Below are 13,124 nucleotides of genomic sequence, written 5' to 3'. Positions count from 1 at the left end.
AGGGACCGTCAATGCAGGTTAGACTCATTAACACGCAACAATTCCGGAGCAGCTTTTTTAACAGCAGCCAAGCCACCTTCCACGTTGACCACATTGTCGAAACCACGGGCTTTCAGGATTGAATTGGCCACCATAGAGCGGTAGCCGCCCGCGCAATGCACGTACACCGGCTCGGTATGACTGATGCCGGCGAGATGGTCGTTGAGGGTATCAAGCGGGCTGTTTTCGGCAGTGGTCAGGTGCTCTGCGTCAAACTCGGCGGGCTTCCGCACGTCGAGAATGGGAGCCTGAGGGTTAGCGGCCAGTCGCTGAATGAACTCGTCGGCAGTTATTGACTCAATAGCATCTATCTCATTACCAGTGGCTTGCCAGGCCTCGAAACCGCCTTCGAGGTAGCCGATGCACTGATCGTAGCCCACGCGGGCCAACCGCAACACGGTTTCTTTCTCCAGGCCCACGGGAGTAATGAGCGCAATGGGCTGCTTCAGATCGGGAATGAGCGCACCTACCCAGGGCGCAAACTGCCCGTTGAGGCCGATGTTAATGCTGTTGGGAATGAAGCCCTTGGCAAAATCGGCCGCCTCGCGCACGTCGAGCATGAGCGCACCGGTTTCATTAACCGCCGCCTCGAATGCCGCTGCCGACAGTGCCTGACTACCCCGCTGCATCACCCGGTCAATTGACTCGTACCCTTCTTTATTCAGCCGGGCGTTTTGGGCAAAATAGGCCGGAGCCTTGCTCAGCCCGTCAAGTACCTGTTCAATAAACTGGTCTTTGGAATGGGCACGGAGGGCGTAGTTGAATAACTTCTGATTACCCAGCGTGTCGGTGGTTTCTTTGCTCATGTTTTTCCCACAGGCCGACCCCGCGCCGTGGGCCGGATACACGATCACGTCGTCGGGCAGGGGCATGATCTTGGTGTGCAGACTGTCGTAGAGCATTCCCGCCAGGTCGCGCTCGGTCAGGTCGCCTTTAATCGCCAGATCGGGGCGGCCCACGTCGCCGATGAAGAGGGTGTCGCCGGTGAAGATAGCGTGTTCACGCCCGGTTTCGTCCATGAGCAAATACGTCGTCGATTCGAGGGTGTGGCCGGGGGTGTGCAGGGCTTTAATAAACACCTCACCCAACCTAAACACCTCACCATCGGTGGCATGATGCACTTCATAAGCTGTGTTGGCATTGGCTCCGTAGACAATGGTAGCCCCCGTTTTTTTGGCCAGGTCGATATGCCCTGACACAAAATCGGCGTGGAAGTGGGTCTCGAAAATATACTTGATGCTGGCCCCGGCCTTCTCTGCTTTGCGCACGTAGGGTGCAGTTTCGCGGAGCGGGTCAATGATGGCCGCCTCGCCGTTGCTTTCAATATAATAGGCCCCCTGCGCCAGACAGCCCGTATACAGTTGCTCAATAATCATAGGTCAGTCGTATTCCGTAATAGGTCAGAAACAGTTTCGGAGGAGGTTTAGGTCCTTGTGGAGAAGCAAGAGGCGAGAAACAAGAGGCAAGAAGCGTCTTCAAAGAACATCTTGCCTCTTGCTTCTTACCTCTTGCTTGTCCGTTACAGCACCTCCCGCGCAATCATGTACATGGCCACCAGCAACACAAACCAGCCGAAGCCTTTGCGGAGTTTTTCGGGAGCAATAAACCGCGAGAGGTACATGCCCAGGAAGATGCCCAGAATAGACAGGCCCGTAAATGGCAGCAGGAAACCCCAGCGCATGGGCACGTGCTGTACGTCGCCGAGGAAGCCCACGAAGGAGTTAACGGCAATGATCACCACCGACGTGGCCACGGCCCGGTGAATAGGTAGTCCCGCCAACAGCACCAGCATGGGCACGATCAGAAACCCGCCGCCAGCACCAATAAGGCCCGTGAGCAGGCCCACGGCCAGACCATCCAGCGCCAGCGTACCAAATCGCACGCGGCCATCACTGGCCATGCCCACCTCCGGCCGTTTGGCCCGGATCATGGCGCGGGCGGCAAAGAGCATGACAAAGGCGAAGAAGAGCAGCATGGCGTCGCTTTTGGCCAGGCTGAAGGTACCAAACTGCAACAACGGATCGGGCAGGGCGGGCACCAGGTACCGACGGCTGAGGTAGACCGACGCAAACGACGGCACAGCAAAAGCACCCGTTACGCGCAGGTCGACGCGTTTTTTCAGGATATGATTCACCGACCCTACCAGCGAGGTTGTGCCTACCACAAACAACGAATAGGTGGTAGCCAGCAAGGTTGGGATACCAAACATATAAACGAAGATGGGCACCGTCAGGATAGACCCGCCGCCCCCGGCCAGCCCAATCACCAGCCCAACCATAATGGCCGACGTGTACCCAACCAATTCCTGTACGCTCATAGCAGGGATAATGTCAACACGGAGAAGGACATGGAGGACACCGAATTGTTTTCAGACAGAAGAAAGAATTACTCCATGTTCTCCGTGCTCTTCTCCATGGCTCCGTGTTGATAGTACTTCGGTTTACCGGGCACCGAAACCAAGTTGAACGTACCAGCCACCCGCGTTGAGGCTAGGGCCGTTGGGCAGGCTGACGTTGTTGGCCCAGTGCCAGTTTTGGCCATCGAGGCCCAGCATATAACCACCTGCCAGAAAGAATCCCTGTCGTTTTAGCTGTTGGGCAGCGTTGTTGCGCATCCGTAGCCACACCCGCCCGCCCATATTAAGCGGAAACGTAAGGTGATGAAGCGTGATGCCTTTTGCATTGCCTGCTACGTAGCTATTGAAACCACCCACCTGGTTGTCTTTCGATGCTTCGATGGTCGAGGTTAGCACACCAATACCAATGAGTGGACCAGCAATAAACGCCCCCTTATTAACCACGTCCAGTTCCAGATTGAGCTGCGTATTGAGGCCTGTTAGCGACGTGCGGCTGTTGCCCGACAGGTTTTCGTTGGTATTCATCATGGCCTGAAACCCCAGCCGCACGGGCAGCTTACCCGTCAGCGGACCGCAAAGCGCCACCCCAATACCAAACCGGGCACTGTTGCTCCGAACGCCATTGTACCCATTGCGAACCAGTATTTCGTTGACAGGGCCGTAGTCAGACACCTGAAGCCCGGCCACAGCATCAAGCCCGATCCGAACGTTAGCGTCTATGCTCTGACCCAAAGCGGCCAGTGACATAGCCTGCATACAGCCTGCGAGGCCCATTAATTTCCAGAGTTGCATAAGTGCGAAGGTACGGCGTTAACCCACTTACGCCACAAAAAGCGTTTTTGTGGCACAGAATTCCCGAATACCCGTTGGCCCCAGTTCGCGACCATAACCCGATTTTTTCACCCCGCCAATTGGCAACCGACTGTCGGAACGCACCACGGTATTGACAAAGACGCTGCCCACCTGAAGCTGCCGGGCCAGTTGCGCGGCGCGGTCCAGGTTGGTAGTCCAGACGGCGGCGCTCAGGCCATAACGCGATTTATTGGCAACCTGAATGGCTTCCTCGGCATCGCGTACGGTGGTGATGGCGGCCAGGGGGCCAAAGGTTTCTTCCCGAAAAGCGATGTTATCGGGCCGCACGTTGCCTAGCAGCGTGGGTGCAAACAGGGTGCCTTCGCCTGACCCACTCACCAGCAACTGGGCTCCCTGCGCCTGGGCGGTGGTTAGTTGCCGGCGCAGGGTATCGGCCAGGTCGGGGCGGGCAATGGGTCCCATCTGAATGGCCGGGTCGAGAGGGTTTCCCTGGCGGATAGCGCGGATCAGGTCGGCCACGCGGTGGGTAAACTCGTCGGCCACGGCGGCTTCCACCAGCCAGCGTTTGGCGGCAATGCACACCTGCCCGGCGTTGCTCATGCGCGAGGTAACGGCAGCCTTGGCAGCGGCGTCCAGGTTGGCATCGGCCAGTACCAGCAGGGGATCGGTGCCGCCCAGTTCCAGCACACATTTTTTGATGTTCGCCCCCGCCAGCGCCGCCACTGACGCCCCCGCCCGCTCGCTACCTGTGAGGGTAATCATGTTGATCCGGTCGTCGGCAATGATGGGAGTCAGGGCGGGCACGTCGACAAGCAGGCAGGCAAACACACCCTCAGGAAATCCGGCTTCGCGGAAGGCATTTTCAATAGCCAAACCGCAGCCCAGCGTATTGGGGGCCGGTTTCAGCAGCGTCACGTTACCCGCCATCAGGGCTGGTACGGCATAGCGAAACACCTGCCAGAAGGGAAAATTCCAGGGCATAATGGCCAGCACCACGCCCATGGGTTCATAACTAATGCCGCTCAGTTGCGCCTCCGTATCAATAGCTTCGGGGTGGAGCATGGCCTCGGCGTGGGTGGCATAGTAGTCGCACTGGGCGGCACACTTCTCAATTTCGGCCCGCGACTCGGCCAGGATCTTGCCCATTTCGTGGGTCATCAGCAGGGCTAGTTCGTCGTGCCGTTGGCGCAACACGACGGCCAACCTCCGAAAACAATCGGCCCTGTAGGTGAATGACCGCATGGACCAGTCGGCGAACTGCGCTGCCGCCCTGGTCAGCAGATTGTCGATCTGAGCATCGGTATAGGCTGGGTAATCAGCGAGGTGTTTGCCCGTGTAGGGGTTTGTGGTTTTGAAGGTCATAGCGCTGTTGATTATACTTTAACGGGCGAACTTACGAATAACAAAAAGCCCGGTTACTCTGTGAGCAGCCGGGCTTTTTTTGACAGCACTATCTACCTCATAAATCGTTTAGGTTGCTGTGCCGACGACCGTAGATAAAATACACGACCAGACCCACCAACAACCAACCTAGCGCCGCCAATTGGGCTATTTCGCTTAGATTGACGATCAGGTAGAAGTTGATAATAATACCTAGTGGTGCAATCACAAACAGGGCAGGAGCGCGAAATGGCCGTTCCCGACCTGGGTCGCTCCGGCGCAACAGCAATACGGCCAGGCAGACCATGGCAAAAGCAAACAGGGTGCCGAAGGAGGTCATATCACCCAGGATACTGATGGGCGTAAAGGCGGCTACAATAGACACCACCAGACCTACCAGTATAGTGCTTTTATAGGGTGTTTTCAGTGTGGGGTGAATGTTGCTGAAGAATTTAGGCAACAAACCGTCTTTTGCCATGCCCAGGAAAATACGGGTTTGCCCCAACATCATTACCAGCATCACCGAGACGAGGCCCGCCGTAGCAGCTGCCGTGATAATAAAGACAGCCCAGGGTTTACCGGCCTTCTCGAAAGCCGCCGCTACAGGCGCTTTCAGGGCATCGCCCACGATGTCTTTGTAGTTAATCATGCCCGTCAGTACCAGCGATACGGCAATATAAAGCACGGTACAAACCAGTAATGACGTGACAATGGCAAAGGGAATATCCTTACGTGGGTTGATGGCCTCGCCAGCCTGCGTCGACACGGCGTCGAAACCGATGTAGGCGAAGAAGATGGCTGATGCCCCCGACACAATGCCGCCCCAACCATAGGCCGAATGCGGCGCACCCGTTTCGCCCTGAATCATTTCAGGAGCGGGAATAAATGGCTGCCAGTTGGCAGGCACTACGGCAAACACCCCCACCACGATCACAAACAAGACAGCGGCCACCTTCAGCAGCACAATCACGTTGTTGGCCCCGGCGGCTTCTTTAATGCCCCGCACCAACACCGACGTTACGAGCCATACAATAATAAAGGCAGGCAGGTTGATGGAGAATCCGGGGGCAGCCAGGCCATTGTCGGCGGCATATTTGGCGGCAGACACCGGATCGTTTCGGAGCCAGAACGGAATATCGAACCCAAACAAATGCACGAGTTTATTGAAATACCCCGACCAGCTCACGGCCACTGTCATGGCACCCATGGCGTATTCGAGGATGAGGCCCCAGCCAATAGCCCAGGCAAACAACTCCCCAATGGTACCATAGGCGTAGGCGTAGGCTGAACCTTCAACGGGCAGCATGGCGGCAAATTCGGCGTAGCAAAGGGCTGCGAAAATACAGCCGATACCCGCAATTACGAACGAAAGCGCCAATGCGGGACCGGCGTGGTAGTGAGCTGCCGTACCCGTCAGCACAAAAATACCCCCGCCAATGATGGCCCCAATGCCAATGGCCGTGAGACTCCATTTGCCGAGCACCCGCTTCAGTTCACTCTTTTTCATGTCCTGCTCGTACAGGTACATGGGTTTACGCCGCCAGACCGAGGTAGTGTCGGAATAGTTTTTAGTTTCTGTCTCCATACAGGAAAAGGATGTTTGTTAGTTTGTCTGTTTGTCTGTTTGCCAGAACGCGCCTTCAACCGAATAATGTACGGCTTAAAAGACGAACTAACAAACAGACAAACAACCAGCAGCCGTCTGTTACTTCTGCGATGGCTTGATGATCGGCGTTTTTACCTTCTTCTCTTTAGCAACGGCAGCCTGCGTGAATTCTTCGGGCGTAGCGGCCTCCTTGTCGGTGAAATCGGCGGGGATGGCGCTGTAGCCTGTCTTTGGCATTACCAGCCCGCCGGGCTTGTCAGAGTCACCATCTACTTTGTCGCGGGTGAGGGTATCTACCACGATAGGCGTAGCCACAAACAGCGACGAGTACGTACCCACGATGACGCCGATGAGCATGGCAAACGAGAAGCCCCGGATGGTGGCCCCCCCGAAGATAAACAGCACCAGCAGCACCAGCATGGTTGACAAACCCGTTACGGCTGTGCGGCTCAGAGTGCTGTTGAGGGCGTTATTGATGATCGTCGGGATGGATTCGCTCTTGCCCCGGTTTTCGTTGAGGTACTCGCGCACCCGGTCAAATACTACCACGGTGTCGTTCATCGAGTAACCCATGATGGTCAGCAGGGCACCCACAAACGCCTGGTCGATATCCAGCGAGAAAGGCAGCAGTCCGTTGCCGATAGAGAAAATAGCCAGGATAATCAGCACGTCGTGAAACAGGGCCACCACGGCACCGTAGCCAAAGGCGAGGCGCTTGAAGCGGATCAGGATATAGCCAAATACCACGGCCACAGCCAGTAGAATGGACCACAAGGCCGAAATGATAAGGTCATAGGCAATAGTTGGTCCTACTTTCTGCGAGCTTTCGATGCTGGCCCGGTTGCCGTTGATCTTGCTCAGCCCACTCAGCACCTTCGCCTCCACCTGCTTGTCGGCGTCGGGGGCGGTGTTGTCGATGTCGTAGCTCGTGGTCATTTTCACCTGGTCGGCGCCAATACCCGTGCCACCGTAGGTTTTCACTTCCGGCTCGCTACCACCCAGCGACGGTGCCAGCGCAGCCCGTACCTGATCGGTGGTGATCGACTTCTCGAACTTAATTACGTACGACCGGCCACCTTTGAAATCGACACCCAGGCCAAAGCCTTTAAAGATGATCGAGATGATACCCAGCGCAATAATCGTCGACGAGATGATGTAGTACGTGCGGCGGTGCGACACGAAGTCGAAGTCAGAGCCTTTGAAGAGGTTCTTGGCCCACGACGACGAGAAGCTGAGGTTGCCTCCTTTGGCGGCGTACCATTCAATCATCAGGCGGGTGATCAGCAGGGCCGCAAACAGCGACGTGGCGATACCAATGATGAGCGTGGTGGCAAACCCTTTGATCAGGCCCGTACCGAACAAAAACAGGATAATACCCGTCAGGAAGGTCGTCACGTTCGAGTCGATGATGGACGAGAGCGCATTTTTGAAGCCATCAGTAATAGCCAGACGCAGGGTTTTGCCCAGTTCCAATTCTTCCTTGATCCGTTCGTAGATAAGTACGTTGGCATCGACCGACATACCGATGGTGAGCACGATACCGGCAATACCAGGCATGGTGAGCACCGTACCCGGCACGGCGGCCATCACGCCCATCAGGAAGAACAGGTTGACAAACAGCGTAACGTCGGCAATGAGACCGGCGCGACCGTAGTAGAGGGCCACGAAAATGAGCACGATCAGCAAACCTACCAGCGACGAAATAATGCCCGCCTGAATGGCCTGCGACCCCAGCGTAGCCCCCACAATGTTTTCTTCGACGATGGTGGCAGGGGCATCTAACTTACCGGCTTTCAGCACGTTAGCCATGTCTTTGGTCTCGTCCGTCGTAAAGTTACCCGTGATGCTTGAGCTACCGTTGGGAATCTCCGACTGCACGTTGGGCGCGGTATAGACCAGGCCGTCGAGCAGAATGGCTACGGGGCGGTTGATATTGGCGGCGGTGAGAGCACGCCACTTTTTGGCACCCTCGGCGTTCATGCGCATCGTTACTTCTGGCTGACCGCGTTCGCTCAGGTCGTTGGCGGCATCCGAAATCACGTCGCCTTCCAGAGGCGCTTTGCCGCCGGGCTTCTTCAAGAAATACAGGGGCAGCAACTCCCGCTTGGGGGCGTTGTTCGACATGGCCATTTCCTGCGACTTGCGGTTCCAGGAGAACTCCACGTCGTTGGGGAACAGGGCGCGCACTTCGGGGTCGTTCAGGATGGCGTTGGCGCGGGCGGTGTCTTTGATATCGACCGCCATTTCAAAGTTCGAGATCGGGATAAACAGGTTGGTCAAGGCAGCCGTACCCTGCGCCGAGTCTACTTTAGGCGCTGAGGCTGAAGCCGTTGCCGTAGCCGTAGAGGCCGTTTGCTTGCCCAGCTGTGAAGCCAGGTCGCCCGCCGCCGGGGCCGTACCCGAAATGGTGGTGGTTGGTTTGGCTTTGGCCATGGCCGCCTTGCGGTCTATTTCGGCCTTGGCCAGATAGGCACCCAGGCCTTCCAGCGCGGGGGCTAGTTCGCTGATGCGGTACACGTCGCAGAACTCCAGCTTGGCCGCACCCGTAAGCAGGCGACGAATCCGGTCGGGATTATCCACGCCGGGGAGTTCAATCAAAATCCGACCCGTGCCAGGCAGGCGCTGCACGTTGGGGTTGGTCACGCCAAATTTATCTACCCGCGCCTGAATCACGCGGAATGACCGGTCGATGGCACCGGCTACTTCGTCGGTTAGCAGCCGCTTCACTTCAGTGTCCGACGACTGGTAGTTGATCCGGCTCCGGTTTGAGTTGGTGGCGAATACGCTGGCCAGTTTAGCACCGGGCACTAGCTCTTTGTAGTTGTTGATAAACAGGTCTACGAAGCTGGCCTGACTTGTTTGCTGGTCTTTGGCAGCGCGCTTCAGGGCTTCGTTAAACTGCGGGTCGCGGGTGTTGCCGGCCAGGCTTTTCAGCACGGCGGCCGGCGACACCTCGAGTACCACGTGCATACCGCCCTGAAGGTCAAGGCCCAGGCCAAGCTCGCGCTCGGTCACTTCCTGGAGGGTGTTGCCCAGGTAAACGGGCCGTTTCCAGAGCGAGTCAAGATAAACCTGCTTGCGCTTCACGTCGACTTTGCCGTCGGCACCGGTAGCCACGCGCTCGGCTGTCTTTTTAATATTGCGCGAAACGAATGTAAAGGACAGGTAATACAGGCACAGGACCGATATAATACCCGTCAAAATCAGAACTACGGTTCTGTTTTGCATGGTGTATGTAAAATGGAAGTTGGAGGAAAAAGAAAAAGGACGATGGATACTGGATATTGGCTGTTGGATTATCCTCCGTACGACTGCGCTAGTAGATAAGCAGCTTCACTGACGACAAGTCCAGTATCCAAAATCTAGTTACCAACGTCCTTCTACGGTGCATTCGGGGCTATGAAGTGCCCGAAGACATGCCTGAGGTAAGAAAAATAGAAATAAGGAACCTCGAAATGGCGGCGCAGAATGGGCCGGTGGAGGTGTAGAAAGCGCCAGATGGGCGCGGGTAGCAAGTAGGCTACGTGCGAAAAATCGAATGAATGACCGGGCGCGACAACCGCTTCAAATGAAGCAGCCTTTATAATCACGTCAGACTTGCTTTCGGCTGATTTGCCTGCTTTTTTGGCCGCAACCGCCTGTGCCACAGCCACGTTCGACCGCCAAACCGACGCCCCGCCGCCGTTGACAAACAGCAGCAGCCCCGTCAGAAACAGGAGTAAAGAGCGGTAAGAAAGCGTTGGCGACGTCATGGGTTACGAAGAGGGACTACAAAAGTCGCACCAAAATAGCCCTGAAACAAGATGCGGTATGAAGATGATACGTTTCCAGCTGACAAATTGGTAGTTTGCCAGTGGCTCAACCTAGTTCTATACCCAGTAACGCCATGCCTAGTAGTAGACGTACTTTTTTGAAAAACTCAGTAGCCGGTGCCCTGCTGCTACCTGGACTGCCACACCAAACGACGACGCCTGCTGGGTTGCCAGCGCCACCGTTGTCCCTGGCTTCGAACCCCGTTTCGGCCCGGCACCGTAACCTGTATAACGGCGATACGTCGGTCTTTTTCTACAACCCGGAACTGTGGCAGCCGGAAGATTATACGCTGAAAATCGTAAAGAATCCGCGAACGGGTAAGCTCAACACCAAACCTACGCTGGAAGGAGGGCCATTTTCAGCCAAAGCCATTCACCGCTGTGTCGACGTGCTGGCGGATAGTGGCGTGGACACGTTCATCATCAACGCCAACGCCTCGCGGGCGTGGTACCCCAGCAAAACGATTCCGAGCATTCTGGACGGCTATAAACGGGGCGACCGTGACTTTTTTCGGGGACACGCCATCTGTCAGGGCATTACCAAACCCGCCGCCGTCGAGGAGTTCCTGGACAACATGGTGCCGTTTATGAACCGCTACCAGGACCTGCTCGACGCGGGTGTTGACTGGCTGGCCGAGACCGCCAAAGCCTGTCGGCGGCGGGGGGTGTCGCCGTGGGTGAGCATCCGGATGAATGATTTGCACGGCTGCAACAATTTCGAGGGCAGCTTTTTCAACCTGCCCCTGCTGAAGCAAAAAGAAATGCGGCTGGAGTGCTACACCTACGGCGATCAGAACTGGCTCTACCGGCAGGGGCTGAACTACGAAAAGCCGGAGGTCCGTCGGCAGATGTTCGAGCAGATTCGGGAGGTGGTGGAAGACTATGATTTCGAAGGCCTTGAACTCGACTGGTGGCGGCAACCCCTCTGCTGCGAACCGGGGGCCTCCGCCGAAACCATCGCGATGATCTCCGACTGGATTCGGGAGATCCGGGCACTAACGGAGCGTCAGGCCAAAAAAACGGGGCGGCCCTACCCGCTGAGTCTGCGCATTCCCGGTCGGCTGGCGATGCTCAAACAAATCGGCCTCGATGTGGTCACGCTCTGCCGCGAGGGCATCATCGACCTGGTTTGCCCCACCGGTTTTTTCTGCACCAGTTGGGACATGCCCCACGATGCCCTCCGCCGCGAACTGGGCAACCGGGTAGCTATATATGGGTGCATTGAAGGGGCACCAAACCCCCTGCCGGTGTTCGACAGAAAGGCAAAGCAGACCAAGGGCCTGCGCGATACCGCCGCCAGCCGCGAACTGATGCGGGGCAGTGCCGTGAGCAGCCTGGTGCAGGGGGCCGGGGGCATCGAGTGGTTCAACTTTTTCGGGGCCGACCAACCCCGCCTGCCCGGCCTGCGGGCCGATTATGCCGCCCTGGGTGCGGTGGGCCAGCTAGACCAATTGCGGGGGCAACCCAAGCACTACGCGTTTGGTATGAACGGCACATCGCTGGGGCTTACCCCGTTCGAGGTGCCCGCCCAACTGCCGGTGGTGCTGGAACGAAAGGGCCAATACGCCTTCAGAACGGCCTTATGCGCCGAACCCACCGACCGGGGACTGGTACTGCTGGTACAGCTGGTGCTGAAAGCGGGTAGCCGCTTTGAGGGGGCATCGGTCTCGCTCAACGGCTCCTGGCCCGAAACGCGCTTCACCCGCTCGGACGAGTTGCTGTTTCCCTGCGGCCCCTTCACCCACCTCACCAAAGAGCACATCGGCTACGTCTGCCAATTGCCAATTTCGCTCATCCGCGATGGCTGGAACGAGATCCTGCTGGAACACGGCAGCAAACAGCCGCTGAGTTTGGTGACGATTGAACTGGCGGTGAGGTAGCTACTTTACCCCTCATTAAAAAACACGACCAGTCCATCTTTCCCCGCCACGATGATATCCAGGCGGCCGGTGTTGCGCAGGTCGTGGAGGGCGAAAAAGATGCCGGTGCCTTTACCCTCGCCGGGGGGACCGTAGGCAATGGTGTGGCGGGTAAACTCGTGGCCGTTCCAGGTGAAATAATACAGCCCCACTGCGTCGTAGCTGCCGGGGTCGGTGTCGTTGTGGGCGCGGAATCGTTTGCCGGTAATGAGGTCTGGGCGTTTGTCGCCGTCAATGTCGGCCCATTCCATGGTGTGGTACTGCGCGTTTTTCTCGTCGATAACGTGCTTTGTCCAGGTGCGCTTTTGGGTGGCTTTGTCCAGCTTTTGTTCATACCAGTGCAGCCCATAGCCGTGCGCCTTCCCCACAATCAGGTCAGGCAGTTTGTCGCCGGTGAGGTCGGTGACGATGATGGGGATGCTGGCACTGCCGAAGTCGAATTCATCGTGGAGTTCCCATTCGGTCCGCCGCTGCGGATCGTTGCCTTTGTTTTCCACCCAGCCTTTGGCCATGACGAAATCGCCCCGCCCGTCGCCGTTGACGTCGCCGAAGCCGAGGCCATGCCCTTGGGTGGGCGCTACCGTCACCTGCCGGAAGGTGTTGGACTTTTCTAATTTGAAGTAAATCAGGGGCTTACCCGGATTGTTGGGTACGATTTCTGGCTTGCCGTCGCCGTCAATGTCATAGGCGCGGGTAGTTTCGGTATTGCCCACCGACGCGATATCATGCACCGGCCAGGTCTCGTTGACTGCCGCGCCGATGTTTTCCAGCCACCGCAACGTGCCACCCCAATAGCCCCCCGTCACTACGTCGAGGTCGCCATCGCCGTCCACATCCAGCGGGATTGTGGAGAAATCGTCGTAATACTGATTATACCGTTTCTGATTACCCATGAGCTTCCGCCGACGGAATGAGTTGGTCCGATCAGCGCTGTTCTCGTACCAGAAATCACCCGACACCAGATCCGGTTTGCCGTCTTTATTCACGTCGATAATCCCCACCGATTCATAGCTTTCCGCCGCCACAAAATGCCGCGTAAACCTCACCTCACGAGGGGGTAGCGTATCGGCGGCGGTGAGCAGGGTCAGGAGCGGGAAGAGGAGGGTGATTTTCATAGGGAGTGAGTTTTGGAAGGGTAAGGCGATGAAAAATCAGAAGATTGATCTGAAAAATATATGGCTCATGGCTTCGCGCTGGTA

General features: G+C 56.9%; 9 protein-coding genes. 1 reads left to right on the top strand and 8 read right to left on the bottom strand.

The annotated features are described in order from the left end of the window. Window positions 1-8: 8 nt before the first annotated feature. The 7 genes from J2I48_RS04270 to J2I48_RS04240 form a co-directional block, all read right to left on the bottom strand. The gene (locus J2I48_RS04270) at window positions 9-1,415 is read right to left on the bottom strand and encodes an MBL fold metallo-hydrolase (RefSeq protein WP_207334165.1); all 1,407 of its coding nucleotides are present in this window, start codon (window positions 1,413-1,415) and stop codon (window positions 9-11) included. 143 nt (window positions 1,416-1,558) lie between these two features. After that, a complete protein-coding gene (locus J2I48_RS04265; protein ID WP_207334164.1) occupies window positions 1,559-2,356 on the bottom strand; it encodes a sulfite exporter TauE/SafE family protein in 798 nt (265 codons plus the stop codon). Window positions 2,357-2,479: 123 nt separating this feature from the next. Further along, entirely contained in the window at window positions 2,480-3,187 is a 708-nt protein-coding gene (locus tag J2I48_RS04260; RefSeq protein ID WP_207334163.1) for a hypothetical protein, read from the bottom strand. A gap of 27 nt (window positions 3,188-3,214) precedes the next feature. Further along, window positions 3,215-4,570: an NAD-dependent succinate-semialdehyde dehydrogenase gene (locus tag J2I48_RS04255; RefSeq protein WP_207334162.1), complete on the bottom strand. Its 1,356-nt coding sequence runs from the start codon at window positions 4,568-4,570 to the stop codon at window positions 3,215-3,217. Window positions 4,571-4,667: 97 nt separating this feature from the next. Then, window positions 4,668-6,173, bottom strand: a complete 1,506-nt coding sequence (locus tag J2I48_RS04250) for an APC family permease (RefSeq protein ID WP_207334161.1) — start codon at window positions 6,171-6,173, stop codon at window positions 4,668-4,670. A gap of 120 nt (window positions 6,174-6,293) precedes the next feature. After that, window positions 6,294-9,422 (bottom strand): protein translocase subunit SecDF, encoded by a 3,129-nt coding sequence (secDF, locus tag J2I48_RS04245; protein WP_207334160.1) that lies wholly within the window; start codon window positions 9,420-9,422, stop codon window positions 6,294-6,296. Window positions 9,423-9,574: 152 nt separating this feature from the next. Then, window positions 9,575-9,946: a hypothetical protein gene (locus J2I48_RS04240; RefSeq protein WP_229375801.1), complete on the bottom strand. Its 372-nt coding sequence runs from the start codon at window positions 9,944-9,946 to the stop codon at window positions 9,575-9,577. A gap of 158 nt (window positions 9,947-10,104) precedes the next feature. Here J2I48_RS04240 and J2I48_RS04235 point away from each other — a divergent pair, with 158 nt between their 5' ends. Continuing rightward, a complete protein-coding gene (locus tag J2I48_RS04235; RefSeq protein WP_207334159.1) occupies window positions 10,105-11,886 on the top strand; it encodes an alpha-amylase family protein in 1,782 nt (593 codons plus the stop codon). Between the two features lie 5 nt (window positions 11,887-11,891). Here the strand turns inward: J2I48_RS04235 and J2I48_RS04230 are convergent, their stop codons facing one another. Further along, window positions 11,892-13,040: an FG-GAP repeat domain-containing protein gene (locus J2I48_RS04230; RefSeq protein WP_207334158.1), complete on the bottom strand. Its 1,149-nt coding sequence runs from the start codon at window positions 13,038-13,040 to the stop codon at window positions 11,892-11,894. Window positions 13,041-13,124 lie beyond the last annotated feature (84 nt).

The organism is Fibrella aquatilis (genome assembly GCF_017353255.1).
In the GTDB taxonomy this organism is placed as follows: Bacteria; Bacteroidota; Bacteroidia; order Cytophagales; family Spirosomataceae; genus Fibrella; species Fibrella aquatilis.
Note: the sequence above shows the minus strand (reverse complement) of the source record. Positions and strands in the feature narration are given on the sequence as shown.